The sequence below is a fragment of the Pseudomonas sp. GW821-FHT11D10 genome (assembly GCF_058808435.1).
In genome coordinates this window covers 595,989-622,134 of the sequence record NZ_JBXARR010000002.1, presented here as the reverse complement: position 1 = coordinate 622,134, position 26,146 = coordinate 595,989, and the positions used below count along the sequence as shown (strand labels likewise).

At 61.1% G+C, this 26,146-nt stretch carries 25 protein-coding genes and 1 pseudogene; 11 read left to right on the top strand and 15 right to left on the bottom strand.

The features are described from left to right. The first annotated feature begins 36 nt into the window (after nucleotides 1-36). Nucleotides 37-555: a DUF3617 domain-containing protein gene (locus tag AC1RT4_RS09280; RefSeq protein ID WP_493085133.1), complete on the top strand. Its 519-nt coding sequence runs from the start codon at nucleotides 37-39 to the stop codon at nucleotides 553-555. Nucleotides 556-601: 46 nt separating this feature from the next. Here the strand turns inward: AC1RT4_RS09280 and AC1RT4_RS09275 are convergent, their stop codons facing one another. From AC1RT4_RS09275 to folE2, 6 genes are read right to left on the bottom strand one after another with little or no spacing between them, the layout of a single operon-like run. Next, nucleotides 602-1,939, bottom strand: a complete 1,338-nt coding sequence (locus AC1RT4_RS09275) for a dihydroorotase (protein ID WP_493085131.1) — start codon at nucleotides 1,937-1,939, stop codon at nucleotides 602-604. Between the two features lie 3 nt (nucleotides 1,940-1,942). Next, complete coding sequence (locus AC1RT4_RS09270) at nucleotides 1,943-2,503, bottom strand: gamma carbonic anhydrase family protein (RefSeq protein ID WP_011336655.1); 561 nt, start codon at nucleotides 2,501-2,503, stop codon at nucleotides 1,943-1,945. Further along, on the bottom strand, nucleotides 2,500-3,375 hold the full coding sequence (locus AC1RT4_RS09265; RefSeq protein WP_493085129.1) for a metal ABC transporter substrate-binding protein: 876 nt from the start codon (nucleotides 3,373-3,375) through the stop codon (nucleotides 2,500-2,502). The genes AC1RT4_RS09270 and AC1RT4_RS09265 overlap by 4 nt, the downstream gene beginning before the upstream one ends. An 11-nt stretch (nucleotides 3,376-3,386) precedes the next feature. Further along, nucleotides 3,387-4,253 carry a metal ABC transporter permease gene (locus tag AC1RT4_RS09260; RefSeq protein WP_039765042.1) on the bottom strand — a complete coding sequence of 289 codons (867 nt, stop codon included), beginning with the start codon at nucleotides 4,251-4,253 and terminating at the stop codon, nucleotides 3,387-3,389. Further along, nucleotides 4,253-4,921, bottom strand: coding sequence for a metal ABC transporter ATP-binding protein (locus AC1RT4_RS09255; RefSeq protein WP_493085126.1), 669 nt, complete (start codon nucleotides 4,919-4,921; stop codon nucleotides 4,253-4,255). Before AC1RT4_RS09255 ends, AC1RT4_RS09260 begins: the two co-directional genes overlap by 1 nt. Next, nucleotides 4,918-5,814 (bottom strand): GTP cyclohydrolase FolE2, encoded by an 897-nt coding sequence (gene folE2 / locus AC1RT4_RS09250; RefSeq protein WP_493085124.1) that lies wholly within the window; start codon nucleotides 5,812-5,814, stop codon nucleotides 4,918-4,920. Before folE2 ends, AC1RT4_RS09255 begins: the two co-directional genes overlap by 4 nt. A gap of 84 nt (nucleotides 5,815-5,898) precedes the next feature. On the opposite strand from folE2, the gene AC1RT4_RS09245 reads away from it, so the two are divergent. Then, complete coding sequence (locus tag AC1RT4_RS09245; RefSeq protein WP_493085122.1) at nucleotides 5,899-7,098, top strand: N-acetylmuramoyl-L-alanine amidase; 1,200 nt, start codon at nucleotides 5,899-5,901, stop codon at nucleotides 7,096-7,098. Here the strand turns inward: AC1RT4_RS09245 and AC1RT4_RS09240 are convergent. After that, a pseudogene (locus tag AC1RT4_RS09240) lies at nucleotides 7,095-7,447 on the bottom strand (glutamine synthetase). The gene AC1RT4_RS09245 and the pseudogene AC1RT4_RS09240 sit on opposite strands and share 4 nt — an antisense overlap. A 224-nt stretch (nucleotides 7,448-7,671) precedes the next feature. Between AC1RT4_RS09240 and zigA the strand changes: the two are divergent. Both zigA and AC1RT4_RS09230 read left to right on the top strand, forming a co-directional pair. Next, complete coding sequence (gene zigA / locus AC1RT4_RS09235; protein ID WP_493085120.1) at nucleotides 7,672-8,877, top strand: zinc metallochaperone GTPase ZigA; 1,206 nt, start codon at nucleotides 7,672-7,674, stop codon at nucleotides 8,875-8,877. After that, nucleotides 8,877-9,527 (top strand): DUF1826 domain-containing protein, encoded by a 651-nt coding sequence (locus tag AC1RT4_RS09230; RefSeq protein WP_493085118.1) that lies wholly within the window; start codon nucleotides 8,877-8,879, stop codon nucleotides 9,525-9,527. Before zigA ends, AC1RT4_RS09230 begins: the two co-directional genes overlap by 1 nt. Before the next feature lie 4 nt (nucleotides 9,528-9,531). Here the strand turns inward: AC1RT4_RS09230 and AC1RT4_RS09225 are convergent, their stop codons facing one another. Next, complete coding sequence (locus AC1RT4_RS09225; protein ID WP_493085116.1) at nucleotides 9,532-9,888, bottom strand: NADH:ubiquinone oxidoreductase; 357 nt, start codon at nucleotides 9,886-9,888, stop codon at nucleotides 9,532-9,534. A 25-nt stretch (nucleotides 9,889-9,913) separates the two neighbouring features. Here AC1RT4_RS09225 and AC1RT4_RS09220 point away from each other — a divergent pair, with 25 nt between their 5' ends. Then, nucleotides 9,914-10,885, top strand: a complete 972-nt coding sequence (locus tag AC1RT4_RS09220; protein ID WP_493085113.1) for a CobW family GTP-binding protein — start codon at nucleotides 9,914-9,916, stop codon at nucleotides 10,883-10,885. Between the two features lies 1 nt (nucleotide 10,886). On the opposite strand, the gene AC1RT4_RS09215 is transcribed toward AC1RT4_RS09220, so the two are convergent. Next, the gene (locus AC1RT4_RS09215; RefSeq protein WP_493085109.1) at nucleotides 10,887-11,300 is read right to left on the bottom strand and encodes a DUF3301 domain-containing protein; all 414 of its coding nucleotides are present in this window, start codon (nucleotides 11,298-11,300) and stop codon (nucleotides 10,887-10,889) included. A 117-nt stretch (nucleotides 11,301-11,417) separates the two neighbouring features. Between AC1RT4_RS09215 and pdxY the strand changes: the two genes are divergently transcribed. After that, nucleotides 11,418-12,290: a pyridoxal kinase PdxY gene (pdxY, locus tag AC1RT4_RS09210; protein WP_039765058.1), complete on the top strand. Its 873-nt coding sequence runs from the start codon at nucleotides 11,418-11,420 to the stop codon at nucleotides 12,288-12,290. Between the two features lie 43 nt (nucleotides 12,291-12,333). On the opposite strand, the gene AC1RT4_RS09205 is transcribed toward pdxY, so the two are convergent. After that, a complete protein-coding gene (locus tag AC1RT4_RS09205) occupies nucleotides 12,334-12,816 on the bottom strand; it encodes an acyl-CoA thioesterase (RefSeq protein ID WP_003229693.1) in 483 nt (160 codons plus the stop codon). Between the two features lie 282 nt (nucleotides 12,817-13,098). Here AC1RT4_RS09205 and AC1RT4_RS09200 point away from each other — a divergent pair, with 282 nt between their 5' ends. Continuing rightward, complete coding sequence (locus AC1RT4_RS09200; RefSeq protein ID WP_085686044.1) at nucleotides 13,099-14,862, top strand: cation:proton antiporter; 1,764 nt, start codon at nucleotides 13,099-13,101, stop codon at nucleotides 14,860-14,862. Nucleotides 14,863-14,884: 22 nt separating this feature from the next. On the opposite strand, the gene AC1RT4_RS09195 is transcribed toward AC1RT4_RS09200, so the two are convergent. The 4 genes from AC1RT4_RS09195 to uvrD form a co-directional block, all read right to left on the bottom strand. Then, entirely contained in the window at nucleotides 14,885-15,292 is a 408-nt protein-coding gene (locus AC1RT4_RS09195; protein ID WP_007954245.1) for an SMI1/KNR4 family protein, read from the bottom strand. A gap of 138 nt (nucleotides 15,293-15,430) precedes the next feature. Then, nucleotides 15,431-16,309: a Tim44 domain-containing protein gene (locus AC1RT4_RS09190; RefSeq protein WP_007954246.1), complete on the bottom strand. Its 879-nt coding sequence runs from the start codon at nucleotides 16,307-16,309 to the stop codon at nucleotides 15,431-15,433. A gap of 175 nt (nucleotides 16,310-16,484) precedes the next feature. Next, on the bottom strand, nucleotides 16,485-16,925 hold the full coding sequence (locus tag AC1RT4_RS09185; RefSeq protein ID WP_493085106.1) for an EamA family transporter: 441 nt from the start codon (nucleotides 16,923-16,925) through the stop codon (nucleotides 16,485-16,487). Nucleotides 16,926-16,978: 53 nt separating this feature from the next. Then, the gene (uvrD, locus tag AC1RT4_RS09180; protein WP_007954248.1) at nucleotides 16,979-19,162 is read right to left on the bottom strand and encodes a DNA helicase II; all 2,184 of its coding nucleotides are present in this window, start codon (nucleotides 19,160-19,162) and stop codon (nucleotides 16,979-16,981) included. A 259-nt stretch (nucleotides 19,163-19,421) separates the two neighbouring features. On the opposite strand from uvrD, the gene AC1RT4_RS09175 reads away from it, so the two are divergent. The 3 genes from AC1RT4_RS09175 to AC1RT4_RS09165 all read left to right on the top strand — a co-directional run bounded on the left by AC1RT4_RS09175 (nucleotide 19,422) and on the right by AC1RT4_RS09165 (nucleotide 23,627). Next, nucleotides 19,422-22,295 (top strand): putative bifunctional diguanylate cyclase/phosphodiesterase, encoded by a 2,874-nt coding sequence (locus AC1RT4_RS09175; RefSeq protein WP_493085103.1) that lies wholly within the window; start codon nucleotides 19,422-19,424, stop codon nucleotides 22,293-22,295. Nucleotides 22,296-22,445: 150 nt separating this feature from the next. Further along, nucleotides 22,446-23,312 carry a transcriptional regulator HexR gene (gene hexR / locus AC1RT4_RS09170; RefSeq protein ID WP_007954250.1) on the top strand — a complete coding sequence of 289 codons (867 nt, stop codon included), beginning with the start codon at nucleotides 22,446-22,448 and terminating at the stop codon, nucleotides 23,310-23,312. A 108-nt stretch (nucleotides 23,313-23,420) separates the two neighbouring features. Next, complete coding sequence (locus AC1RT4_RS09165) at nucleotides 23,421-23,627, top strand: PA3496 family putative envelope integrity protein (protein ID WP_007954251.1); 207 nt, start codon at nucleotides 23,421-23,423, stop codon at nucleotides 23,625-23,627. On the opposite strand, the gene AC1RT4_RS09160 is transcribed toward AC1RT4_RS09165, so the two are convergent. Next, nucleotides 23,569-24,531, bottom strand: a complete 963-nt coding sequence (locus tag AC1RT4_RS09160) for a LysR family transcriptional regulator (protein ID WP_039765068.1) — start codon at nucleotides 24,529-24,531, stop codon at nucleotides 23,569-23,571. The genes AC1RT4_RS09165 and AC1RT4_RS09160 overlap by 59 nt on opposite strands. A 190-nt stretch (nucleotides 24,532-24,721) precedes the next feature. Between AC1RT4_RS09160 and AC1RT4_RS09155 the strand changes: the two genes are divergently transcribed. Further along, the gene (locus AC1RT4_RS09155) at nucleotides 24,722-26,137 is read left to right on the top strand and encodes an acetyl-CoA carboxylase biotin carboxylase subunit (RefSeq protein ID WP_007954255.1); all 1,416 of its coding nucleotides are present in this window, start codon (nucleotides 24,722-24,724) and stop codon (nucleotides 26,135-26,137) included. The last annotated feature ends 9 nt before the right edge of the window (nucleotides 26,138-26,146 follow it).

Below are 26,146 nucleotides of genomic sequence, written 5' to 3'. Positions count from 1 at the left end.
GGCGTCTAACGGCCACTACTGATCAGGAGTTTTTCAATGAACGTTCGTCTGCTGGGTTTGGCGCTGGGCCTGGGTTTGGCCTTGTCGGTGGTTGCTCAGGCGCAAATGCTGCAGCCGGGGTTGTGGGAAATGACGTCGAGCAATGTGAAGGTCGATGATCAGGTGATGGATGTGCAATCGATCCTCGGCCAGATTCAGGGCCAGATCACCCCGCAACAACGGGCTGAACTGGAGAAGCAGGGGATCAACATCGGTGGCAAGGGTATCCGCGCCTGCCTGACGCCGCAGCAGGTGGCGACCAACGATATTCCGCTGGCGGACCCGCAGTCGGGCTGCAAGCAGCAGATCACCGAGCGTGTCGGCAACCAGTGGAAATTCCGCTTCAGTTGCCCGAAAGCCCAAGGCACCGGCGTCGCGACGTTCCTCAGTGACCGCGAATTCACCACCGTCGCCAATGGCACCTTCAATGCCATCGGGATCAACCAGAAGGGCAGTCTGGAAACCCGGGCGGTCTGGCTGGGTCAAGATTGCGGCACGGTCAAACCGCGAGCGTAACGTCATTATCGAAACCGCCTCCACATCGAGTGGAGGCGGTTTTTTTTCAGCGCATGAACCGCAGCGGCAATCCCTGGCAGTTGTCGTGGATCCGTTGGTCGTGCCACGCAATCTGCCCCGATACCATCGTCGTGCTGACCCGATGCCGAAAGCTGCGCTGAGCGAAGGGCGTCCAGCCGCATTGCGACAGAACCGGTTGGCGTGACACCGCGACACCCTTGGGCTCCGGTTGAACCAACACCAGATCCGCCCAATACCCCTCACGCAAATAACCGCGATCCGGAATGGCAAACAGATCCGCCACCCGGTGGCTGGTCTTCGCCACCAGCGTGGTGATCGGCAGCACGCCATCCGCCACCAGTTCCAACAACGCCGGCAGCGCGTGCTGCACCAGTGGCAGCCCGGACGGCGCCTGTTCATAGGCTTGCTGTTTCTCCGCCCAGGTGTGCGGTGCGTGATCGCTGCCGATTACGTCCAGGCGATTGCTCAGCAGTGCTTGGCGCAGGGCGTCACGATCGGCCCGGGACTTGATCGCAGGGTTGCATTTGATCAGGTTGCCGAGGTTCGGATAGTCACGGTCATCGAACAGTAAATGGTGGAGGCAGACTTCGGCGGTAATGCGTTTTTGCGACAGCGGCTTGTCTTCGAACAGGGCCAGCTCGCGCGCCGTGGTCAGGTGCAGGACGTGCAGACGAGTGCCGTGACGTCTGGCCAGATCCACCGCCAAAGACGATGAGCGAAAGCAGGTGTCGGCATTGCGGATCAGCGCATGGGCGTCGGGTGGCAATTGGTTGCCGAAGCGTTCGCGCAGGTTCGCGGCATTCGCCTCGATGCTCGGCGTGTGTTCACAGTGGGCCAGCAGAATGGTCGGCACTTCCGCGAACAGGCGCTCGAGGGTGTGCGGGTCGTCCACCAGCATATTGCCGGTGGACGCGCCCATGAACACTTTGACCCCGGCCACTTCGCTCGGATTGAGTGCTGCGACCGTGTCCAGATTGTTGTGACTGACGCCAAAGTGAAAACCGTAGTTGGCCACCGAATTGATCGCTGCCCGGCGCTTTTTGTCGGCCAGCGCGTCAAGGGTAAGAGTGGCAGGGTTGGTGTTGGGCATGTCCATGAAGCTGGTAATTCCGCCCGCTACCGCCGCACGTGATTCGGTGTGGATGCTGCCCTTGGCCGGCGCACCGGGCTCACGGAAATGCACCTGGTCATCAATCATTCCCGGCAGCAGCCATTGGCCGCTGGCGTCGATTTCCCGGGTCGCGTTTTCACCTTCGATGCTGCCGGCGATCTTGACGATGCGCCCGTTGCTGACCAACAGATCGGCGTCGAACTCGCGCCCCTCGTTCACCAGCCGCGCATTGCGAATCAGCACACTGCTCATGATTCAGAACTCGTTCTGCAGGGCTTTGTAGCCGCGCACCAGGTCGACGTTGGTGCGCGCCACGTCTTCGGAAAACTCCGAAGCGCTGACGCTCACCGGCGGGAATTGCGAGAGGTCGGTGCCCGGGCCGATGCGGGTGGTGGAGGGCACGTAGAACGCGTCCGGCAGATCCCGGCCGTCGACCACCGAGTTGTGCCGCACCACGCAACCGTTGCCGACCACGCAGTTGAACAGCACGCTGTTGAAGCCGATGAATACCCGGTCGCCGACCGTGCACGGGCCATGCACGATCGAGCGGTGGGCGATGGAGCTGAATTCGCCGATGGTCACCGCCGCGCCGGATTTGGAGTGGATCACCACGCCGTCCTGGATGTTCGAATTGGCGCCGATGGTGATCGGTTCCATCTCGCCCGTCGCGTCCACTTCATCAGCGCGGATCACCGCGTACGGGCCGACGAACACGTTTTCACCGATCACCACTTTGCCGCAGATGATCGCGGTTTTATCGACGTAGGCAGACTCGGCAATCTGCGGCAAATCACCGGAAGGATTTTTACGGATCATGGTTGGCTCAGGGCTTGGTAAAGAGTGTTGAGGTTGTATTCGAACAGCCCGGTGAAGGTGCTGGCCGGGCCGCTGGCGGCGAGGGCGTCGGAGTACAGCGTGCCGCCGATGTGTGCGCCGCTTTCGTCGGCGATCTGTTTCAGCAGACGTGCGTCCTTGATGTTTTCCATGAACACCGCTTTGACCTTCGCCTGGCGAATCTGAGTGATCAGCGCGGCGACTTCGGCAGCGGAAGGTTCGCGTTCGGTGGACAGACCTTGTGGCGCCATGAAGTCGATGCCGTAGGCCTGACCGAGATAACCGAAGGCATCGTGGCTGGTGACGATCTTGCGGTTACCCGGCGGCAGTGAACCGAGCTTGGCTTTCGCTTGGGCGAGGAGGGCGTAGATCTTTTTCAGATAGGCCTGGCTGTTGCGCTCGTAGTCGGCTTTGTTTGCCGGGTCGGCGGCGATCAGCGCTTTGGTGATGTTGGCGACGTACAGCTCGGCGTTCGCCAGGTTGTGCCAGGCGTGAGGATCGGGAACGGTTTCGCCGTCCTCATCCAGCGAGCGTGGAATCACGCCACGGCTGGCGCTGATCACCGGGGCCCTGGTATCGGTGCTGGCGACCAGCCGATCCAGCCAGGGCTCGAAACCCAGTCCGTTCTTGACGATCAGCTTCGCCTTGAGCAAGGCCTTGGCGTCATCCGGCGTCGGTTCGTAGGTGTGGGCATCGGCGTCAGGGCCGACCATGTTGGTGATCTGGATATGCTCGCCGCCGACCTGATGCACCATGTCGGCAAGGATGCTGAAGCTGGTGACCACCGGCAGTTTTTCCGCTGCCGATAACGACATCGACAGCATCAGGCTGAACAGCACGAGTAGAGCGCGCATCGGGAAACACCTCATTGGGATGTGAGCAAAGGCGGGCGGCGCAACAGACCGTGAACCGGTCCGAACACCACGGACAACAGGTAGCCGCCGCCGGCGACCAACACGATGGCCGGGCCGCTGGGCAGCGAGTAGTAGAACGACAGCAACAGGCCGAGCCATACCGACGCGCAACCGATGAGCGCGGCGATGGCAATCAGGATCGGCAGGCGCCGGCTCCAGAAGCGTGAGGCGGCGGCGGGCAACATCATTAGGCCGACCACCATCAAGGCGCCGATGGCCTGGAAACCGATCACCAGATTGAGCACCACCAGCGTCAGGAACACGCCATGGGCGACGGGGCCGAGTCGACTGACCGTGCGCAGGAAAAACGGATCGAGCGTGTCGAGCAGCAACGGTTTGTAGATCAGCGCCATCGCCATCAGGCTGAGTGCCGATACCCACAACATGCCGTTGAGGGTCGGGCCGTCCACCGCCAAGGCAGAGCCGAACAGCAGGTGCAGCAAATCCAGTCGCTTGCCGGCGATGCCGAGAATCAGCACGCCGCTGGCCAGCGAGATGGGATAGATCGCTGCGAGGCTGGCGTCTTCGCGCAGGCCGGTGCGTCGGGTGATCCACGCGGCGAGTCCGGCCATGCTCAGACCGGCACCGAGTCCGCCGAGGGTCAGCGCCGGCAGACTCAGCCCGGCGAACCAGAACCCCAACGCGGCGCCGGGGAGGATGCCGTGGGCGACGGCGTCGCCGATCAGGCTCATCCGGCGCAGTATCAGAAACACGCCCAGTGGTGCCGTACTGCACGCCAATACCAGACCGCCGAGCAGGGCCCGACGCATGAAGACGAACTCGTGGAACGGCTGCCATAAATGGCTGAGCGTCAGCATCAGGCCACCTGCGTGTGAGGCGTTTGCTGGATGAGGTCGGCGCTGCTGCCGAATGCGCAGCCGCTCTGTTTGATCAGCAAGGTCTGTGGAATGTGTTGGCGCACGGCGGCGAGGTCATGGCAAACCACGACCAGGGTTCGTCCTTGTTCATGCCAGGCGTGCAGGTGTTGCCACAACAGTGTCTGACCCAGTTCGTCGAGCGCGGCATGGGGTTCGTCGAGCAGCAGCAACGGTGTGTCGGCCAGACTCAATCGGGCGAGCAGGGCGCGTTGCAGTTCTCCGCCGGAGAGGGCCATCAGGGGACGATGTTCCAGTCCGCTCAGGTGCCAGTTCTCCAATGCGGATTCGAGACGTTGGGCCCTGAGTTGCGATGACAGTCGGCGTCCCCAGAAACCGGCCGCCACCAATTCCTGGAGGCTGATCGGGAACTGTCGATCCAGATGCTGTTGCTGAGGCAGGAAGGACAAACCGCTTTGGCGCGGAACACCCAACTCGACCTTGCCGGCCAACGGTCGCTGTAACCCGGCAATGACTTTGAGCAGGCTGCTTTTGCCGCTGCCGTTGACGCCGATGATGGCCGTCAGGCTGCCACTTTCCAACCTCAGGTTGAGCGGGGCAGTGAGCGGTTGGCCGGGTATTCCCCAGCTCAGGTTCTGGCAGCGAATCATGGCTGCTCCCGGCGCCAATGACTCTCGGCGACGGCGTCGTGAGCATGAAGGCTTTCGGCGTGGATGACTCGGACATGGAATTCGCTGACACCGGGTGAGCGGCGCAGTGCGAGGTTCAGGCGTCGTGCAGCGTCTTCGCAGAACATCAGGTTCTGGCCATTGGCGAGGGCAAAGGCTTGTTCGTCGGCGCGTTTCACAGCGGTTTGCACGGCGGTGCCGAGGGCTGCTTCGGCGTCGTTGATGATGGACGTCAGGGGTAGTTCGTCGACGAATTCTTCCAGGTGGAGATGCAGTTGTGCGGTACTGCGTTGGCTGTGAGGTGTGGCTACGATCCCTTGGGTCGAGCCCAGCCACGCCAACACATCGGCGTGTTGCAGTGGTTTGTTGGCGAAGTCGTCGACGAATTGTTGCTGGATTAGCTGCCTCGCCAATGCTGCGGAACAGGGGCAAGTTGATGAATACGCGACGTCGATTTTCAGTTCCACGTGGAACACTTTGTTTTTTAGCTGGGCTGAAACGGTGACGGGATAGGTTTTCCATCCTGCCAAAGGACTGACCAATGCTGGCCTTCTCAGCAGTAAATCGGTGTGGATATTCAGGTAGGCGGTTTCGGACAAATCGTCGTGACTGTCGAGAAAACGCTGCAGAACTTGGCGCAAAAGGGCGGGAGAAAGGTTCTGCTGTTCCAGCGCTTCCAGCCCCAGATAGAGCCGCGACATGTGAATGCCGCGTGCGTCTCCATCATCCAGACTGACGCCTGCATCCGCTTTGGCAGCCAGGCGTTGGCCTTCGATAAACACAGGTAATGCGATGCCGCACATCCCCACCCATTCGAGAGGCAGGGCCTGGCGGGCGGCTTGAGCCGCGACATCCGGCAAAGTCAGCGCGTTCATGAGCAGTTCCATCATGGTGATTGAATTTGATGTTACATTATAACAATTCAAACCACGATGCCTTTTTCATGAACAGGCTTTCATATGCACAGACGCCACTTGCTCAACCTGATGCTGGCCAGCGCGGCCTTTGTTTTGCCTTTTTCGGTGTCCGCCACGCAGATACGCAATGCGCGGCTTTGGCGTTCGGATGACAAGCTTCGGCTAGTGTTCGATCTGAGTGGTCCCGTGAACTACAAGACGTTTACCTTGAGTGCACCAGAGCGGTTGATCATCGATTTGAGCGGCGCCAGCCTGAGTGGGGACTTCAGCCAATTGACGTTATCTGGCACTCCTATTCATTCGATCCGCTCCGGCCATTTTGGCCAAGGGAACACCCGGATCGTGCTGGATTTAAGCAGTCCGGTTCAGCTCAACTCATTCTTGCTGGCGCCTCAGGATGGGCAAGGACATCGCCTCGTTCTGGATCTGTTGAGCGCATCAGCAGGACTCCCGGCGAGCGTTCCACGTGAAACACCCCAAGAAAAATCTCACCCCAAGCGCGACATCATGGTGGTGGTCGACCCAGGGCATGGCGGGAAAGATCCGGGTGCCATTGGCGCCAAAGGCGAGCGGGAAAAGGATGTGGTGCTGTCCATTGCGCAACTGCTCGCACGTCGGCTTAAGCGAGAGAAAGGCTTTGATGTGAAGCTGGTTCGCAACGACGATTTTTTCGTCCCGTTACGCAAGCGTGTGGAGATTGCGCGTCAGCACAAGGCTGACATGTTCATCTCGGTGCACGCCGATGCTGCACCGCGTTTGACCGCGTCTGGCGCGTCGGTGTATTGCTTGTCCGAAGGCGGCGCAACATCCGCCACCGCGCGGTTCATGGCGCAGCGTGAGAACGGTGTGGATCTGCTCGGCGCGACCAGCCTGCTCAATCTCAAGGACAAGGATCCGATGCTCGCTGGCGTGATCCTCGACATGTCGATGAACGCAACCATCGCTGCCAGTTTGCAACTCGGAAGCACGGTGCTGGGTAGCCTGGCCGACATCACCACGCTGCATCAAAAGCGCGTGGAACAGGCTGGATTTGCCGTCCTGAAATCGCCGGATGTGCCGTCAATCCTGGTGGAAACCGGGTTCATTTCCAACGTACGGGACAGTCAGCGCCTGGTGACCGCGCGTCATCAGCAGGCCGTGGCAGACGGTTTGTTTGAGGGCTTGCAGCGTTATTTCCAGAAGAATCCGCCTATCGACAGCTACATGGCTTGGCAACAAGAGCAGAAAGGATCGCGGGCTTAGCTGCCGGTGATCCGGCTGCAGGTGAACTTCGCGCTACTGCCGCCGGAGCTGGAGAAACGATTGATCGTCGTCCAGCCCACACGGCGGTTGTAGCCAACCCAGGCTTCCCCATCGGAAGCGATGCCGGTGAAGAACGTCAGTTGCCCGTAGCGGCTGTTGGTTTGTGCCCAATATCGGTTACCCGCCTTCTCGAATCCACGCAGGTAAATCGTGCTACCGACGGTGTTGACGCTATGCACGCCAAAAGGTTCGCGCTGCGCGTGCAATTGGCGAGCCCCGGCACTTGTGCTTCGGCTTTCAACGTCAGCAATGCCAGACAGATAAGCGAGTATTTGAACACGGTTTTCATGACGTAACTCGGCGACGACCTGATTACAGCTTCCGGCCCTTTGTCACTTTGGGCAAGAAGAGAGTGGATTGACTTTGTTGTTATACTATAACATTAATCGGACAAGGCTTTCCGTGGCTTCCTTTTCAAGCGTCCGCTTCCTTGGTGATCCCATCGAAGCCCAAGAACGCTCGCCACCGAGAGCTTCCAGCGCTGTTTAGCGACCGTCTGATGAGGTTTATCCAATGTCTTCCCGACTTCCCGTGACCGTTTTGTCCGGCTTTCTCGGCGCCGGAAAAAGTACACTTTTGAATTACGTACTACGTAACAGAGACAATCTGCGCGTTGCAGTTATCGTCAACGATATGAGCGAGATCAACATCGATGGCAGCGAAGTCCAGCGTGATGTCAGCCTGAACCGTGCTGAAGAGAAACTCGTGGAAATGAGTAACGGCTGTATCTGCTGTACGTTACGCGAAGACCTGCTTGAAGAAGTCAGCCAGCTGGCCCGTGAAGGCCGCTTCGATTACCTGCTGATCGAATCCACGGGAATCTCCGAGCCGTTGCCCGTGGCAGAGACATTCACCTTCCGTGATGAGCAGGGGCAAAGCCTCGCCGACATCGCTCGCCTCGACACCATGGTCACTGTAGTCGACGGCATGAACTTCCTGCCGGACTACCAGGCCGCGGAAAACCTCGCGTCCCGTGGCGAGTTCCTCGGTGAAGAAGATGAGCGCTCGATCACCGATCTGCTGATCGAGCAGATCGAATTCGCCGACGTCCTGTTGATCAGCAAGATCGACCTGATCAGCAGCCGCGAGCGGGAAGAGTTGATGGCCATTCTCAGACGCCTCAACGCTCAGGCCGAAATCATCCCGATGGTCATGGGTGAGGTACCGCTGGAGAAAATTCTCAATACCGGTCGCTTCGACTTCGAAAAGGCCGCCCAGGCCCCGGGCTGGTTGCAGGAATTGCGTGGGGAACATTTGCCGGAAACCGAGGAGTACGGCATCGCATCCACGGCCTATCGGGCGCGCCGGCCCTTTCATCCGCAGCGCTTCTTCGACTTCATCGATCGCCCCTGGGTAAACGGCAAACTGCTGCGTTCCAAAGGCTTCTTCTGGCTGGCCAGCAAACCCACCGACGCCGGTAGCTGGTCTCAGGCAGGTGGCCTGATGCGCCATGGTTTTGCCGGGCGCTGGTGGCGCTTCGTGTCGAAAGAACAGTGGCCGCAGGATCAGGAAAGTACCGCCGCGATCATGGAAAACTGGATCGCCAGCGTAGGCGATTGTCGCCAGGAGCTGGTGTTTATCGGGCAGAACATCGATTTCGCACAGCTGTCGTCGGAACTCGATGATTGCCTGCTGACCGATGCGGAAATGGCGCTCGGTACTCAAGACTGGCTACAACTGCGCGATCCCTTTGGCGCCTGGCACGATGAGGTCGCCTGATGCTCGCCCTGAAACCGCTGCCAGGCAGCACGCGTCATCAATCTTTCGGCCAGACCCCACAGGCGCTGGCGGACATTCTCGACGATGAAATCAACCTCGCGGTCTGGCAACGCCAGCTTCCGCTGCACATTGCCGAATTCGCGGACTTGTTGCTGTCTCTGAACGAGCCTTACGCCGAGGCGCTGTGCCTGGAATTGCCGGACGAAGACGCAGAACCGGATCTCACGGGACTGGCCAGCGGCTTTCGCGATCTGGAAGGCTATGAAGGGTTTATCGCCGATCTGAAATGGTTGGTCAGTGCCTTCGCCTGCCTGCTGGGCGCGCGGCGGATCGGCTTGCGCCTGCGGGTGCTGGACAAGGCCATGTGTCCGCGTTTTCACGTCGATCATGTGCCGGTGCGGTTGATCACCACGTACGCAGGTGTCGGCAGTGAATGGCTAAGGGAAGGGCAGATGGATCGTCGGCAACTGGGAAAGCCGCAAGCCGAGCCGCAGGAAGCGTCACGGATTCAGCAATTGAATCGGGGCGAAGTGGCATTGCTCAAGGGCGAGAAATGGCACGGCAACGAAGGTTTCGGGCTGATCCATCGCTCGCCGCAACCGGCGCCGGGTGAGCGGCGGCTGATGCTGACCCTCGACTGGCTCGGATAGCGCCTCAGGGCTTGAGCCATTTCCCCTGGCTCTGAGCCTCGCAATAAGGCTGCAAATACGCCGAATCGGTGGCCACGCCGTAATAGTGGATATCCTGGCGATAAGGCATATTGGCGACTTGCGCGTTGCTGCACACGCCGAATGCGCCGGCGGGGCACTGGTCGACGAATTGAACCTCGACTTTCTGCCCGGCCAGGGTCGGCTGGCAGAAGCCGTCGTTGAACAGTTTTTCCGGGATGTTGCGGTTCTGCTGGCAGACTTTCACGTCAAGCCGCTCTGCCTGACTGTGCACCACGCAGGCCTGTGCCAGCGCCTCGCCCGACACCAACGCCAGCAGCAATGACCATCCCATCCACCGCATCTTCGACCTCCAGAAAACCTTGATCATGTTGCAGAACATTCCCACCCACGTCATCGCCGGTCCCTTGGGCGCGGGCAAGACCAGCCTGATCCGCCAGCTCATGGCCCAGCGACCGGCGGACGAGCGCTGGGCGGTGCTGATCAACGAGTTCGGCCAGATCGGGCTCGACGCTGCGCTGTTGACCCGCGACGCCGATGGTATCGCACTGGGCGAAGTGGCCGGGGGCTGTTTGTGTTGCGTGAACGGTGCGCCGTTCCAGATTGGTCTGGGGCGTTTGTTGCGCAAGGCGCGGCCGGATCGCCTGTTCATCGAGCCCTCGGGGCTTGGGCATCCGGCGCAGCTGCTGAAGCAACTGAAAGAGGCGCCGTGGCAAGGCGTACTCGCCGTACAACCTTGCGTGCTGGTGCTGGACGCCCAGGCCCTCGCCGCAGGCAAACCGCTGCCGGACGCACAGCAGCAAACCTTGCCCAGCGCGGGCCTGTTGCTGTTGAACAAGGCAGAAAACCTCGACGAGCCCACGCGTGAGCGAGTCGCCCGACAGTTGCCGCCTGCCCGACTGATCTGGACTCAGCAGGCGATGTTGCCGCTCAGCGAGTTGCCGGGTCAGGCGGTACAGGCGCAAGCAGGTGTGGATAAGTTGATCGTGCCCCAGGGGCTGGCGCAGATGCCGGCCATCTGGAGTGATCCGGCGTTGCCGATCTGTCTGAGTCAGGCCCAGGAGGGTGGTTGGAGCATCGGTTGGCGCTGGCATCCGAGTCAGGTGTTCGATGTGTCGGGGATTACCCAATGGCTGAAAAGTCTGAACTGGCGCCGGGCCAAGCTGGTGATTCACAGCCTGGACGGCTGGCAGTCAGCCAATGCGCTGGACAATGCCGAGCTCAGCTGGCTGCCCAGTGAATGGCGCAAGGATTCCCGGATCGAGCTGATTTTCGACGAACCGCAGGCAGTCAGTGAATTACAGGCCGGACTGGCCCGGTGTCGGCTTCAGGCGAGCTGATTCAAGGCTTCCACTTGGTATGTTCCTGACGCCACTGGCTCAGCTCGATCACTTCACCGCGCGGTTTGGTCACTTCCACCACGGGCGGCGTTTCATCGAACGGTGCCGGGTAGGGCGCCAGTTCGATCTGGGCGCTGTGCGCACCGAACTGGGTGATGGTGCCGTTGTGCCGGGTTTCGCCGGTCACGGTGAATTCGAAATTGTAGACCCGGGCCAGACGTCGCCGGCCGCTGGCGTCCTTGATCAGACCGATCTTCTTCAGCGCCACGTTACCGTCGAGCAACTCGACGCCGACATTCACGCAATGCTGTTTGACCCGCTCCAGCGCCCGCTCGCGCAAGCCGTGGTTGTGCCAGAGCCACGCACCGGCGACGGCGAACAGCATCAGCACGAAAATGTTTTCCAGGGTGAGCATCAACACGAAACTCCAAATGATGGCGTCAGCTTAACTGCGTCGCCGGTCTGTCGTACAGGCTGCGTTTCGTCGCATACTGCGCGGCTTGAATTTCAATCGTTTTACGGAAAAACCCGAATGAAACGTACGCCTCATCTGCTCGCCATCCAGTCCCATGTGGTGTTCGGCCACGCCGGCAACAGCGCTGCGGTTTTTCCGATGCAGCGGGTCGGGGTGAATGTCTGGCCGCTCAATACGGTGCAGTTCTCCAACCACACGCAGTACGGCCAGTGGGCCGGAGAAGTGCTGGCGCCGCACCGGATCCCCGAACTGGTCGAAGGCATCGCCGCCATTGGTGAGCTGGGCAATTGCGATGCGGTGCTGTCCGGCTATCTCGGCAGCGCGGCGCAGGGCCGGGCGATTCTCAGTGGCATCGAGCGGATCAAGGCGGCCAACCCGAAAGCTCTTTATCTGTGCGACCCGGTGATGGGGCATCCGGAAAAGGGCTGCAGCGTTCCCGCCGAGGTCAGTGATTTCCTGCTGGAAGAGGCCGCTGCCGTTGCGGATTTCATGTGCCCGAACCAGTTGGAGCTGGACAGCTTCTCCGGGCGCAAGCCGCAGTCGCTGTTCGATTGCCTGGCGATGGCGCGGGCGCTGCTGGCACGTGGGCCGAAAGCGGTGCTGGTCAAACATCTGGATTATCCGGGAAAACCGGCGGATGGCTTTGAGATGTTGCTGGTGACAGCCGAGGGCAGCTGGCATCTGCGACGTCCGCTGCTGGCGTTTCCGCGTCAGCCGGTCGGTGTGGGCGATCTGACGTCCGGCCTGTTCCTGGCGAGAGTGCTGCTCGGTGACAGTCTGGTGGCGGCGTTTGAATTCACCGCCGCAGCGGTGCATGAAGTGCTGTTGGAAACCCAGGCCTGCGCCAGTTACGAGCTGCAGCTGGTGCGAGCGCAGGACCGGATTGCGCATCCGCGGGTGAAGTTCGAGGCCACGCCGATCAGCCTCTGATCATTGCAGCGCTCGCGGAGGTGGTCCGCGAGCGCGTTTTCACTCAGGCGTCGCCCTTGATTTCCTGATAGCGCTTTTCCAGCTCCTGACGGATCTGCCGGCGTTGTTGCGCCTGCATGTAGCGGCGCTTGTCTTCGCTGTTTTGCGGTTGCAGCGGCGGTACGGCGGCGGGTTTGCGCTGATCGTCCACCGCGACCATGGTGAAAAAGCAGCTGTTGGTGTGGCGCACCGAGCGCTCGCGGATGTTCTCGGTCACCACTTTGATGCCGACTTCCATCGAGGTGTTGCCGGTGTAGTTCACCGACGCCAGGAAGGTCACCAGCTCGCCGACATGGATCGGCTCGCGGAAAATCACCTGATCCACCGACAGGGTCACCACGTAGCGGCCGGCATAACGGCTGGCGCAGGCGTAGGCCACTTCGTCGAGGTATTTGAGCAGGGTGCCGCCGTGGACATTGCCAGAGAAGTTGGCCATGTCGGGGGTCATCAGTACCGTCATCGACAGCTGGGCGTTTCCGGGTTCCATAACGTTCTCACGGGTCAAGGCAGGGTTGCTGGAAGAAACACCTCTGCGGGTGCCTGGTCGCTTTTCAAAAGCACCGTTATCGGGACGCCAGGCAACTGGCCGCCGTCACGCCCGAATCGATCTGTTTCCATATATTGCACCGCCTTTCAGCCGGAAGTCGCGGTGTTACCCTGCAAAAGCGCCTTCCCAAGGGCGATTCCTACACCCAAAGCGGATTTTTACTCAGCTCGCCCAGACATTTCCCATGCCTGCGTGAGCCTCGTCATTCAAGGAGCCCACACCATGCATGCCATCAGCTTTATTCAGGATCTGGCGGTGATCATGTTGGTCGCAGGTGTGGTGACCGTGCTGTTCCACCGTTTCAAGCAGCCGGTAGTGCTCGGCTACATCGTTGCCGGCTTCATCATCGGCCCGCACACACCGCCGTTCGGCCTGATCCACGACGAAGAAACGATCAAGACCCTCGCCGAGCTGGGGGTGATTTTCCTGATGTTCTGCCTGGGCCTGGAGTTCAGCCTGCGCAAACTGTTCAAGGTCGGCGCCACGGCCTTCATCGCGGCGTTTCTCGAAATTGTCCTGATGATCTGGATCGGCTACGAAATCGGCCGCTGGTTCGACTGGAACACCATGGATTCATTGTTCCTCGGCGCGATCCTGGCGATTTCCTCGACCACCATCATCGTCAAGGCGCTCAACGACCTGAAGATGAAAAACGAGCGCTTCGCACAGCTGATTTTCGGCGTGCTGATCGTCGAGGACATTCTCGGCATCGGCATCATCGCCTTGCTGTCGAGCATCGCGGTCAGCGGCACGGTGAGTTCCGGCGAAGTGTTTTCCACAGTCGGCAAGCTCTCGCTGTTCATGATCGTCGCGCTGGTAATCGGCATTCTGCTGGTGCCGCGACTATTGGCCTATGTGGCGAAATTCGAAAGCAACGAAATGCTGCTGATCACTGTGCTGGGCCTGTGTTTCGGTTTCTGCCTGTTGGTGGTCAAGCTCGAGTACAGCATGGTGCTGGGGGCGTTTCTGATCGGCGCGATCATGGCCGAGTCGCGGCAGCTGCTGAAAATCGAACGCCTGATCGAGCCGGTTCGCGACCTGTTCAGCGCGATCTTCTTCGTCGCCATCGGCCTGATGCTCGATCCGATGATCCTTCTGCAATACGCGTGGCCGATTGCGGTGATCACGGTCGCCGTGGTGCTGGGCAAGATGTTGTCCTGCGGCCTCGGGGCGTTTATCGCCGGCAATGACGGACGTACCTCACTGCGGGTCGGGATGGGGCTTTCGCAGATTGGCGAATTTTCTTTCATCATCGCGGCGCTGGGGATGACACTCCAGGTCACCAGCAACTTTCTGTATCCGGTGGCCGTGGCGGTTTCGGTGATTACCACGTTGCTGACGCCGTACCTGATCCGGGCTGCCGATCCGCTGTCGATCAAGTTGTCCGCCGCGATGCCGCAGCGCCTCGGTCGAGTGTTCGGGATGTACGGCGAGTGGCTACGCAGCATTCAGCCGCAGGGTGAGGGCGCGATGCTGGCGTCGATGATCCGGCGAATCCTGCTGCAGGTCGGGGTCAATCTGGCGCTGGTGATCGCGATCTTCTTTGCCGGCGCTTTCTTTGCCGGCCGCCTCTCGATCTGGATGCAGGACTGGATCAGCGATCCGAGCTGGCAGAAGGCGTTGATCTGGGGCGGGGCGCTGCTGGTGTCGTTGCCGTTCCTGATCGCGGCCTATCGCAAGCTCAAGGCGCTGTCGATGCTGCTGGCGGAGATGGGCGTGAAGCCGGAAATGGCCGGGCGTCACACACAGCGAGTGCGCCGGGTGATCGCCGAAGTGATCCCGATTATCTCGCTGCTGGTGATTTTTCTGCTGTTGGCAGCCTTGTCGGCCAGTATCTTGCCGACCAACAAGTTGCTGGTGCTGATCGCCGTGGTCGCGGCCGCCGTGGCGGCGCTGCTCTGGCGCTGGTTCATCCGGGTGCACACGCGGATGCAGGTGGCCTTGCTGGAAACCCTCGACAACCACAAGGAGCCGTCGGGGCACTGACCACCCAATGGGGAGGGGCGTTTCAGCTTTCCAGCCAGACGTCCCGCGCCCAGTGCCAGACCGATTCCCAGGACTCTTCGGTGATCAGTTCTTCTTCGCCGGACCACAGCACCACGGTGCCGTCTTCTTCGACGCAGTAGTAGTCGTCACCGTCCTGGCAGATCGGGATCAGGTCACGCGGCACGCCGGCATCCCAGGCGTTGGCAGCAACGTCCGGCAGGTAGGTGTGGGATTGCGGGTCGGTGACGGTCACCGGCTCCAGGCTGCCGTAAACCACGTCGCTGACGGTCAGCAGAAACTCTTTGAAGACGAACGGGATGTTGATGAAGAGTTCTTCTTCGATTTCCACCAACTGGTCTTCGTCGGGCAACTCCAAAGGAACCGGTACGGGTTCGTTGGCTTCGCGCAGTTGTTCGATGATTTCTTCCACGTCCGGGATCCTCTTGCTTGAATGGCGCGGTTTATATGGGCCGGTTTATACAGTAGCTCGCTATAGATGCAACCGCGAAATAGAAAACCCCGGCCGAGGCCGGGGTTTTTATTGCAGCGAGTAAAACGTCGGAGGTGATCAGCCGTTCTGGCGGATACCGGCGACCAGCCAAGGCTGGTTGTCGCCCTGTGGACGTTCCATGTTCCAGCTTTCGCTGAACACTTCGCCCTGCTGGTCGAAACGCGAGGTCTTCGACACGCCGTTGAAGGTCAGGGTAGCGATGGTCTTGTCCGCACGGTCATCCACGCCATCCAGTTGTACCTGGAGGTTGTCGATGTAGGTGGACTGGAAGGCATCGCCCAGCTCCGCGCGCTCGCGCTTGAGGAACTCGAACATTTGCGGAGTCACGAACTCGGCGATCTTGTCCATTTCGTTGGCGTCCCAGTGCTGCTGCAGCGCCTGGAAGTGGCTGCGGGCAGCTTCGAGGAAACGCTGTTCGTTGAACCAGGCCGGCGCGTTGATCACCGGACGGGCGGCAGCAGGTGCGGCCGAGCCACCGAAGATCGAACCCATGGCTGCTGGCTTCTGTTCGAACACTTCACGCTGCATCGGCGCGCCGGCAGGAGCGAACTGCTCCTGCTGCTTGCGGCGACGGGCGGCGATGAAGCGGAAGATCACGAACGCGATCACGGCCATGATCAGGATGTCGAAGAACTGCATGCCTTCGAAGCCGCCGCCCATGAACATGGAAGCGAGCAAGCCACCGGCCGCGATGCCGGCCAGAGGGCCGAGCCATTTCGAAGCACCGCCGGCCTTGGCCGCAGCGCCCGCGGCACCGGCAGCACCAGCAGTCGCCGCAGCGCCGCCCATGCCTGGAGAAGAAGGAGCCATCTGGCTGGTCTGGTGTGTCGGCGCAGCGCCGGCACTTTTGCCACCACCAAAGCGCTTGGCGTTGGCGTCGAGGCTCATCGTCAGGCCGATGCACAACGCCATGGCGATGCTAAGAAAACGTTTCATAAAGGGAATTCCCGTTTGTGGAGACACGCGCGCCATGTTGCACAGCTGAAGTGTTACTGGCTAGCGAGAGAGTGTTTCGGGCTTTTGCCTGACAGGTTACGTTCAGCTCGGTCGGGGCAATAAGGCCATGTACTTTTGTCTGTAGGAAAAGTAGATAGGTTCAGCAGGAAATGGATCAGCGCCGCAAGGCCAGCATCACCACACCGGCGGTGATCAGGCCGATGCCGCCCCACTGGCGCAGGTCGAGTTTCTCGCCCAGCAGGATCACACCGAGCACCGCCACGAAGACCACGCTGAGCTTGTCCACCGGGGCGACCAGCGATGCCGGGCCGATTTTCAACGCCCGGAAGTAGCACAGCCACGAAGCGCCGGTGCCCAGGCCCGACAACAGCAGGAACAGGTAGCTCTTGGCGGAGATCGATCCCAAGGACTGATATTGGCCCGTGGCGTACAAAATCAAGGCCAGACTGACCAATACGACGATTGTGCGCAGCAGGGTGGCGAAGTCGGAGTTGACGTTTTCGATGCCGATCTTGGCGAAGATGGCCGTCAGCGCGGCGAAAGTGGCCGAAAGCAGGGCCCAGAATGTCCAGGAGGAAAAGAAACCCGAGCCCATGGATGTTGCCTCCAGTGCCCGTTCCCGCGTCGGGCGCGGGAACGAACGATGACTTAGATAGCTTCCAGCTTCGCGTACCCGAGCATCAGCCACTTGCTGCCTTCGGCGAAGTTCACCTGTACCCGGGCCTGGGCGCCGGCGCCTTCGAAGTTGAGGATCACGCCGTCGCCGAAGATCGAGTGACGGACAGCCTGGCCAAGGCTCAAGCCGGTTTCCGGAATCTCGCTGCCGCTGAACAGGTTGCTGCCGCCCATCGACTGGTTGCCGCCGAACGGCCGGCTGACGCTGTTGGACAGGCGCACTTCCTGAATCAGGCCTTTCGGTACTTCCCGTACGAAGCGCGACACCTTGTTGTAGGTTTCGCTGCCGTACAGACGTCGGGTTTCAGCATAGGTCATCACCAGATTCTGCATCGCCCGGGTAATGCCGACATAGGCCAGACGCCGCTCCTCCTCAAGGCGTCCCGGTTCTTCCAGGCTCATCTTGTGCGGGAACAGGCCTTCTTCCATGCCCACCAGGAACACGTAAGGGAATTCCAGGCCCTTGGCGCTATGCAGGGTCATCAACTGAATGCTGTCTTCGTGTTCGTCGGCCTGCGTGTCGCCAGCCTCCAGCGAAGCGTGGCCGAGGAACGCCGCCAGTGGCGTCAGCTCTTCGTCTTCTTCGGTGTTCTCGAAGTTGCGCGCGGCGCTGACCAGTTCCTCAAGGTTTTCCACCCGGGCCTGGCCTTTCTCGCCTTTTTCCGCTTCGTGGTAGGCGATCAGCCCGGACTGCTCGATGACGGTCTGGGTCATCAGGTGCAATGGCATCTCGGCGCACTTGGCGGCGAGGTTCTCGATCAGTTCGATGAACGCCCCCAGCGCACCGGCGGCGCGACCGGTCAGACCCTTGTTGGCCACCAGCTGGCGCATGGCTTCCCACATCGACACATCGCTGTGCCGCGCATGGTCGCGGATCGCTTCGACGGTTTTCTCGCCGATGCCGCGAGCCGGGACGTTGATCACCCGTTCCAGCGCCGCATCGTTGCCACGACCTTCCAGCAAGCGCAGGTAAGCCATGGCGTTCTTGATTTCCGCCCGCTCGAAGAAGCGCTGGCCGCCATAGATGCGGTACGGAATGCGTTCACGCAGCAAGGCTTCCTCCAGAACGCGCGATTGGGCGTTGGAGCGGTAGAGAATCGCGATATCGCTGCGAGCCAGGCCGGTTTTCAGCGCGCTTTCGATGGTTTCGACAACGTAGCGCGCCTCATCGTGTTCGTTGAAGGCGGCGTAAAGGTTGATTGCTTCGCCGTCGCCACCATCGGTCCACAGCTCTTTGCCGAGACGCCCGGTATTGTTGGCGATCAGGGCGTTGGCGGCCTTCAAGATGCCGGCCGTGGAGCGGTAGTTCTGTTCCAGACGGATGGTCACCGAATCCGGGAAGTCCGAAGAGTACTGGTGGATGTTCTCGATTTTCGCGCCGCGCCAGCCGTAGATCGACTGGTCGTCGTCGCCGACCACCATCAGGCTGTCGCCGCCCTTGCCCAGCAGCCGCAACCAGGCGTACTGCACGGCGTTGGTGTCCTGGAATTCGTCCACCAGAATGTGTCGGAAACGCTTTTGGTAGTGCGCCAGCAGGCCCGGGTGGTCGCGCCACAGGTCGAGGGCGCGCAGCAGCAGTTCGGAGAAGTCGATGACGCCGGCACGCTGGCACGCCGCCTCGTACGCTTCATAAATGCCGCGCATGGTGGCCAGGAACAGATCGCCGCTGGCTTGAATGTGTTGCGGACGCAGACCTTCGTCTTTCTGCCCGTTGATGAACCACTGGGCCTGACGGGCCGGCCAGCGTTGTTCGTCCAGCCCCAGCTCGCGGATCACCCGCTTGACCAGCCGCTGCTGGTCGTCGCTGTCGAGAATCTGAAAGGTCTGGCTCAGCCCGGCTTCCTGCCAGTGCGCCCGCAGCAGGCGGTGCGCCAGGCCGTGGAAGGTGCCGACCCACATGCCGGCCGGGTTGATGCCCAGCAATTGCTCGATGCGGTGACGCATCTCGGCAGCGGCTTTATTGGTGAAGGTCACCGACAGGATCGAGTGGGGCGAGGCGTTCTCGACCTGGATCAACCAGGCGATACGGTGCACCAGCACTCGGGTTTTGCCGGAGCCGGCACCGGCCAGGACCAATTGACGACCAACGGGAGCCGCTACGGCCTGGCGTTGGGCATCGTTGAGGGAGTTCAGCAGAAGGGAGAGATCATCGCGCATCGGGGCATTCTAGGGTGCGCCGAAGGCCCGGGCAAACCGAGCTTTGCATTAGCCGATGAAAGTGCCGCCCGTGACGACCGGTCGGTCACCGGCTACAGGCGTTGGCCCGCCTGGCGTCGGGGCTTTGGAGGGTGACGAGCGGTGGAAAAGTTTCGGTGAAATTATGATCTGGAGCAGTTTGGCAAGTGGTTCGGCTTGTGTATGCTCCGTCCACGTTTCCGGGCGCATGCTCACACTTATAAGAACAAGAACGTTGCCTATGACCCTCAGCTTCGACCTGTCGGGCCCCTCCGTGGAGCCTCGGGTAATCCGCAAGCATTACGCCACCCAGATGGCGGTCGAGCGCACGCGCCTTCTTTATCAGGGTTCGCTGTTGCCCACCCTGTTCATGTTGATCAATGGTCTGGTTTGCGCCGGTCTGCTCTGGAGCCCGCAGCGTTACTTCGTGGTCAGCGTCTGGCTGGTGTGGCTGCTGTCGCTGGTGGCGTTGCGGGTGATTCAGGTCGCCGCGTTCGACTCGGCGATTCCCGATCGCCAGGCCCAGCCGATCTGGGGGCGGATGTTCCTGCTCGGCTCCACCATGACCGGCTTGACCCTGGCCGGCGCCGGCATCGCCCTGGTCCCCGCCGACAATTTCATGCAGCAGGCCTGGGTGTTCGGCCTGATCGGCGCCGCGACCCTGTCGGCCAGCGTGGCTTACGCCGTGAGCATTCCGGCCTTCCTTTCCTTTACCTTGCCGTGCCTGCTGCCGGCCATCGGCTACCTGTTCTGGGGCGGTGACGAACTGGCACGCGGCTGGGGCTGGCTCGGGCTGATTCTGCTCGGCTCGCTGAGTGTGGTGGCGTGGCAGGTCAATCGGCTGATCGATCGCGGTTTGCTGCGGCGCTTTCAGAACCAGCACCTGATCGAACACCTGCAACAAACGCAAACCCGCAGCGAACAGCTCAATCAGGAGCTGGCGAAGGAAATCGAACACCGGCGCTGCGCCGAGGGCAAGTTGCGTGAAGCCCAAGTCGAGCTGGAAGACCGGGTCGCCCAGCGCAGCCGGGAACTGGACGTCGCCAACCAGGCCCTGAGCAAAAGCGAGGCGCGTCTGGCCCTGGCGTTGAAGGCCAGTGAGCTGGGGCTGTGGGACTGGAACCTGCAGACTGACGAAGTTCACCACACGCAGATTCAGGAATTGTTTGGCCTTGACCCGGAATACGTCACCGGGCTGCTCAGGCATCTGCGGCCACGCCTGCACCCCGAAGATGTGCCGCCGCTCAAGCGCGCGTTGATCGAGCACTTGAAGGGGCGCACCGAGGATTATCAGATCGAATACCGCGTGCGCCACGGCGACGGCCACTGGGTCTGGATCGAAGACCGTGGGCGGGCGGTGGAGCGCGATGAGAACGGCCGGGTCATCCGCATGGTCGGCACGCGCCGCGACATCAGCGTCAGCAAAAGCCTGGAAGCCCAACAGCAACTGGCGGCGACGGTGTTCGAGGCCGCCAGCGAAGGTATCGTGATCCTCGACCCGAATTATTCGCTGATTGCCATCAATCAGGCCTTCAGCCGGGTCACCGGGTATGACATCGACGACATGCTCGGGCGCAACGTCGTCGAACTGCCGTGCAGCCGCGATGCCCGCCGGCATTACGTCGCGATCCGCCACGCGCTGGAGCAGCACGGCAGCTGGCAGGGCGAACTGGTGGAGACCCGCAAGAACGGCGAGCTGTATCCGCAATGGCTGCAATTGAATGCCGTGCGCGACAGTCGGGGAAATGTCAGTCATATCGTCGGCTTCTTCGCCGATCTGTCGGCGCGCCGCGAATCTGAAGAGCGCATGCGCTATCTGACCCACTACGACGAACTCACCGGTCTGGCCAATCGCTCGCTGTTCCGCGAACGCCTGCACGAAGCGCATCAGCGGGTGCGGCAGGGCGGACGCCGGAGTCTGGCGCTGCTGCACATCAATCTGGATCGCTTCAAGTTGCTCAACGACAGCCTCGGCCACGAGATCGCCGACCAGTTGCTGCAAAAGATGTCCCGTCGGCTGGTCAACGCCTTGCCGGAAGCCGACACCATTGCCCGGCTGTCCGGCGACGAGTTCGCGGTGCTGTTTGACGCCTACGGCAACCTGTCGAGCCTGGCGCGGGTCGCCACGCGATTGTCGACCAAGCTGCGACTGCCGTTGACCGTGGACGGGCATGAACTGGTGGTCAGCGCCTCGATGGGCATCAGCATGCTGCCGGACAACGCCCGGGAGATTTCCGCGCTGGTCAGCCAGTCGAACATGGCCATGCAACATGCCAAGCACCTGGGCGGCAACAACTTCCAGTTCTACACCGACAGTCTGCAGGCCAGCACGCTGGAGCGCCTGCAACTGGAAAACCAGCTGCGCAAAGCTATCGAGGAAAAGCAGCTCAACGTCTTCTATCAACCCAAACTGTGCCTGGCGACAGGCCGTCTCAACGCGGCGGAAGCGCTGGTGCGCTGGGATCACCCGACCATGGGCCGAGTGCCGCCGGGAGACTTCATCGGCCTGGCGGAGGAGACGGGGCTGATCGGGCCAATCGGCGAATTCGTGCTGCGCCAGGCCTGCTGGCAGGCGTGTGAATGGCAGCGTCAGGGGCTGGCGCCGATCCGGGTTTCGGTGAACCTGTCGGTGCATCAGCTGCGTCAGGGCAAACTGGTCAGTCTGGTGCGTCAGGTGCTGGAGGAAACCGGCCTGGCACCGCACTACCTCGAACTGGAACTGACCGAAAGCCAACTGCTCGACAGCGTCGAACACATCATCGCCACGTTCCAGCAGTTGCGGGATTTGGGGGTGAAACTGGCGATTGACGATTTCGGCACCGGCTATTCATCGCTGAGCTATCTGAAACGGATTCCGGTGGACTACGTGAAGATCGATCAGGCCTTTATTCGCGGGTTGGGCGAGGGCAGCGAAGATGCGGCGATCACCCGGGCGATCATTGCGATGGCTCATGGGCTGTCACTGAAAGTTGTCGCCGAAGGTGTCGAGCGATCCGACCAGCTGGCGTTTCTGAAAGCTGAAGGTTGCGACGAGGTGCAGGGCTATCTGATCAGCCGTCCGGTGGAGGCGGTCGGCCTTGCCGCATTGCTGCGTGAACAGGAAAAACCGCTTTAAAGGGCTACATGCAGCGCATGTCGCCTGATCCGGGGGGATCGAGTTACGCATTGAGCAGGCAAAAAGCCGATTCATGTAGTATAACTACAAGCTTGCTACATCCCCGGCATCTGGCCAAAGCACATCTTTCCATAACAAGAGTCCAGCCCCTTGAATCTGCTGCAACACATCGCCCAGTCACGTCACCTGTTACGCAAGTCGGAGCTCAAGGTCGCCGACCACGTGCTGCTTGACCCTGCGGCAGTGATGCACAGTTCCATGGCCGACCTGGCCCACAGCGTCGGCATCAGCGAGCCGACCATCGTGCGCTTCTGTCGGGCCATCGGTTGTTCCGGTTTCCAGGATCTGAAACTCAAGCTCGCGCAAAGCCTCGCGGCCGGCGCCAGCTTCGGTCAGTTCGCGATCCATGAAGACGACTCGGTCGCCGACTACAGCCTGAAGATTTTCGATACCACGTTGCACACGTTGATGGAGGTTCGCGAGAAGCTCGATCCTCTGGAGCTGCAACGAGCGGTGACGCTAATGTCCCAGGCCCAGCGCGTCGAGTTCTACGGTTTTGGTGCGTCGGGCGCGGTGGCGGCGGATGCGCAGCACAAGTTCTTCCGCCTGCTGCTGACGGCGGCGGCGTACTCCGACCCGCACATGCAGGCGATGTCGGCGGTGACGCTGAAGCCCACCGACGTGGCGATCTGCATTTCCCAGTCCGGCCGCTCCAAAGACCTGCTGATCACCGCCAACCTCGTACGCGAGAGCGGTGCGTCGCTGATCACCTTGTGCCCGAGCCAGACGCCGCTGGCCGAGCTGTCGACCGTCAACCTGGCGATCGACGTTCACGAAGACACCGAAATCTATACCCCGCTGACCTCGCGTATCGCTCACCTGGTGGTGATCGACGTGCTGGCGATGGGCGTGGCTATGGCGCGTGGGCCGAGCCTCGTCAACCACCTCAAGAGCGTCAAGCGCAGCCTGCGCAGCTTGCGGCTGTCGCCAAAGTCGGTGAAAGCGCTGGATGACTGATTGTCGTGGGGTGAAGGCAATCTTCATCAGCCTGTAACCCCGACGCAGCCAAATCGTCATCCACCGCGCCTATCGTGAAACTCCCGTCATCGCCTTGGGAGACTCGAAATGGCTCAGCCTTACGAAGAACGCAACAGCGCCGCGAAAACCCGTCGTCAGCAGGAAGACCAGCGCCGCATGGAATTTCGCCGCGCCATCGAAGATCGCTTCGAACTTCGCCAGCTTCAGGCCGAAATCGGCGATTTTCCCGAGGACATCAATCACTGGCAGGCAGCGCCGGCAGCTTCCCGTCGAAGCGCTCAACCAGCGCGCTGATCTGCACCCGTTCGCTGCGGATAAACGCCAGGAAGGCGTGCGCCACCGGTGACAGCCGTTTGGCTTTGGCTTGCACCAGGCACCAGCTGCGAAACAGCGGCAACTCTTCGACCGGCAGCTCGACCAGGCCGCCGGTCGCCAGCTCCAGGTTCAGGGCGTGGCGCGTCAACAGCGCCAGGCCCAGACCCGCCACCACGCATTCACGCTGGGCTTCGGCCGACGCCACTTCCTGGGTCTGGGTGAAGTGCACGCGCTTCTCCTTGAAATACTCCTCGCAGGCCAGTCGCGTGCCCGAGCCGGGTTCGCGGATCAGCAGGGTGTAAGGTTCCAGATCCTGCAAGCGCAGCGGGCCCATGTGCGCCAGTGGGTGATCCGGCCGCGCCACGGCAACGATCGGGTTATTGAGGAACGGCAGGAACTCCAGGCCCATGTCCTGCGGCACCATCGACATGATCACCAGATCGTCGCGGTTGTCGGAGAGCCGGCGGATGACCTGGCCACGGTTGACCACCGTCAGTTGCAGGTTCACTTCCGGATGCTGGCGCTTGAACGCCGCGAACAGGTGCGGCACGAAGTATTTGGCGCTGGATTCCACCGCCAGCTTCAACTGGCCCTGCAGCGAGCCCTGCATGTCCGACAGCTGCATGTCGAGGTTTTCCAGGCGGCCAAAGATGTCCCGGCTGGCGCGCTGAAGTGCTTCGGCCGCTTCGGTCATGTAGAGTTTTTTGCCGACGTAATCGAATAATGGCTGCCCGATCAGCTCTTCGAGCTGACGAATCTGTAGGCTGACGGCCGGTTGCGTGAGCGACATTTCCTCGGCAGCGCGGCTGTAGGAGCGCAAATCGCACACTTCGTTGAAGATCTGCAATTGACGCAATGTCATACGCATCAAGGACTTACGCATTTTCTACCGACTCTGACCGCGGGCTGATGCGTTGACTATAAGTCTTTACTTATGCCTGACCCAATTTTTATTCATTTTTGTTAATCCCTTGTCAGCGCTAGTGTGGAGCCGAGACCAGATTGAAACATTTGGTCACGTGCCGACCTGGGTCTAGCAGGTCGTGGTGCCACCGGCTCAAGGGAACCTCCAAGTGATAACAAAGATCCTGATCGCCAACCGTGGTGAGATTGCCGTACGAATCGTGCGTGCCTGCGCCGAGATGGGCATCCGCTCGGTCGCGATCTATTCCGACGCCGACCGGCATGCCTTGCATGTGAAGCGTGCGGATGAGGCCCACAGCATTGGTGCCGAGCCGCTGGCCGGTTACCTGAACCCGCGCAAGCTGGTGAACCTGGCCGTGGAAACCGGCTGCGATGCACTGCACCCCGGCTACGGTTTCCTCTCGGAAAACGCCGAACTGGCAGACATCTGCGCCGAACGCGGCATCAAATTCATCGGCCCGTCGGCGGAAGTCATCCGCCGCATGGGCGACAAGACCGAAGCGCGCCGCAGCATGATCAAGGCCGGCGTGCCGGTTACGCCGGGCACCGAAGGCAACGTCTCGGGCATTGAGGAAGCGTTGAGCGAGGGCGACCGCATTGGTTACCCGGTGATGCTCAAGGCCACTTCCGGAGGTGGCGGTCGCGGTATCCGTCGCTGCAACAGCCGCGAAGAACTCGAACAGAACTTCCCCCGGGTCATTTCCGAAGCCACCAAGGCCTTCGGTTCGGCGGAAGTGTTCCTGGAAAAATGCATCGTCAATCCGAAACACATCGAAGCGCAGATCCTCGGCGACAGTTTCGGCAACGTCGTGCATCTGTTCGAACGTGACTGCTCGATCCAGCGCCGAAACCAGAAGCTGATCGAAATCGCCCCGAGCCCGCAACTGACCCCGGAACAGCGCGCCTACATCGGCGACCTGTCGGTGCGCGCAGCCAAGGCCGTGGGTTACGAGAACGCCGGCACCGTGGAGTTCCTGCTCGCCGAGGGCGAGGTGTACTTCATGGAGATGAACACCCGGGTGCAGGTGGAACACACCATCACCGAAGAAATCACCGGGATCGACATCGTCCGCGAACAGATCCGCATCGCCTCTGGTCTGCCGCTGTCGGTGAAGCAGGAAGACATTCAACACCGCGGTTTTGCCCTGCAGTTCCGGATCAACGCCGAAGACCCGAAAAACAACTTCCTGCCGAGCTTCGGCAAGATCACGCGCTACTACGCCCCCGGCGGCCCGGGCGTGCGTACCGACACGGCGATCTACACCGGCTACACCATTCCGCCGTTCTACGACTCGATGTGCCTGAAACTGGTGGTGTGGGCGCTGACCTGGGAAGAGGCCATGGACCGCGGTCTGCGCGCCCTTGACGACATGCGTCTGCAAGGCGTGAAGACCACCGCCGCGTACTACCAGGAAATCCTGCGCAACCCGGAATTCCGTAGCGGCCAGTTCAATACCAGCTTCGTGGAAAGCCACCCTGAACTGACCAACTACTCGATCAAGCGCAAACCCGAAGAGCTGGCCCTGGCCATCGCCGCCGCCATCGCCGCCCACGCAGGCCTGTGAGGAATAGAA

Excerpts from the sequence above, each read along its gene's own strand:
- AC1RT4_RS09225 (WP_493085116.1), bottom strand. The coding sequence starts at position 9,888 with ATGCGGTGGATGGGATGGTCATTGCTGCTGGCGTTGGTGTCGGGCGAG.
- pdxY (WP_039765058.1), top strand. The coding sequence starts at position 11,418 with ATGAAACGTACGCCTCATCTGCTCGCCATCCAGTCCCATGTGGTGTTC.
- AC1RT4_RS09165 (WP_007954251.1), top strand. The coding sequence starts at position 23,421 with ATGGCTCAGCCTTACGAAGAACGCAACAGCGCCGCGAAAACCCGTCGT.
- AC1RT4_RS09200 (WP_085686044.1), top strand. The coding sequence starts at position 13,099 with ATGCATGCCATCAGCTTTATTCAGGATCTGGCGGTGATCATGTTGGTC.
- AC1RT4_RS09280 (WP_493085133.1), top strand. The coding sequence starts at position 37 with ATGAACGTTCGTCTGCTGGGTTTGGCGCTGGGCCTGGGTTTGGCCTTG.
- AC1RT4_RS09160 (WP_039765068.1), bottom strand. The coding sequence starts at position 24,531 with ATGCGTAAGTCCTTGATGCGTATGACATTGCGTCAATTGCAGATCTTC.
- AC1RT4_RS09275 (WP_493085131.1), bottom strand. The coding sequence starts at position 1,939 with ATGAGCAGTGTGCTGATTCGCAATGCGCGGCTGGTGAACGAGGGGCGC.
- AC1RT4_RS09270 (WP_011336655.1), bottom strand. The coding sequence starts at position 2,503 with ATGATCCGTAAAAATCCTTCCGGTGATTTGCCGCAGATTGCCGAGTCT.
- AC1RT4_RS09265 (WP_493085129.1), bottom strand. The coding sequence starts at position 3,375 with ATGCGCGCTCTACTCGTGCTGTTCAGCCTGATGCTGTCGATGTCGTTA.
- AC1RT4_RS09230 (WP_493085118.1), top strand. The coding sequence starts at position 8,877 with ATGCTCGCCCTGAAACCGCTGCCAGGCAGCACGCGTCATCAATCTTTC.
- AC1RT4_RS09260 (WP_039765042.1), bottom strand. The coding sequence starts at position 4,253 with ATGCTGACGCTCAGCCATTTATGGCAGCCGTTCCACGAGTTCGTCTTC.
- AC1RT4_RS09175 (WP_493085103.1), top strand. The coding sequence starts at position 19,422 with ATGACCCTCAGCTTCGACCTGTCGGGCCCCTCCGTGGAGCCTCGGGTA.
- AC1RT4_RS09190 (WP_007954246.1), bottom strand. The coding sequence starts at position 16,309 with ATGAAACGTTTTCTTAGCATCGCCATGGCGTTGTGCATCGGCCTGACG.
- folE2 (WP_493085124.1), bottom strand. The coding sequence starts at position 5,814 with ATGAACGCGCTGACTTTGCCGGATGTCGCGGCTCAAGCCGCCCGCCAG.
- AC1RT4_RS09255 (WP_493085126.1), bottom strand. The coding sequence starts at position 4,921 with ATGATTCGCTGCCAGAACCTGAGCTGGGGAATACCCGGCCAACCGCTC.
- uvrD (WP_007954248.1), bottom strand. The coding sequence starts at position 19,162 with ATGCGCGATGATCTCTCCCTTCTGCTGAACTCCCTCAACGATGCCCAA.
- AC1RT4_RS09245 (WP_493085122.1), top strand. The coding sequence starts at position 5,899 with ATGCACAGACGCCACTTGCTCAACCTGATGCTGGCCAGCGCGGCCTTT.
- AC1RT4_RS09220 (WP_493085113.1), top strand. The coding sequence starts at position 9,914 with ATGTTGCAGAACATTCCCACCCACGTCATCGCCGGTCCCTTGGGCGCG.
- AC1RT4_RS09215 (WP_493085109.1), bottom strand. The coding sequence starts at position 11,300 with ATGCTCACCCTGGAAAACATTTTCGTGCTGATGCTGTTCGCCGTCGCC.
- AC1RT4_RS09205 (WP_003229693.1), bottom strand. The coding sequence starts at position 12,816 with ATGGAACCCGGAAACGCCCAGCTGTCGATGACGGTACTGATGACCCCC.
- AC1RT4_RS09185 (WP_493085106.1), bottom strand. The coding sequence starts at position 16,925 with ATGGGCTCGGGTTTCTTTTCCTCCTGGACATTCTGGGCCCTGCTTTCG.
- zigA (WP_493085120.1), top strand. The coding sequence starts at position 7,672 with ATGTCTTCCCGACTTCCCGTGACCGTTTTGTCCGGCTTTCTCGGCGCC.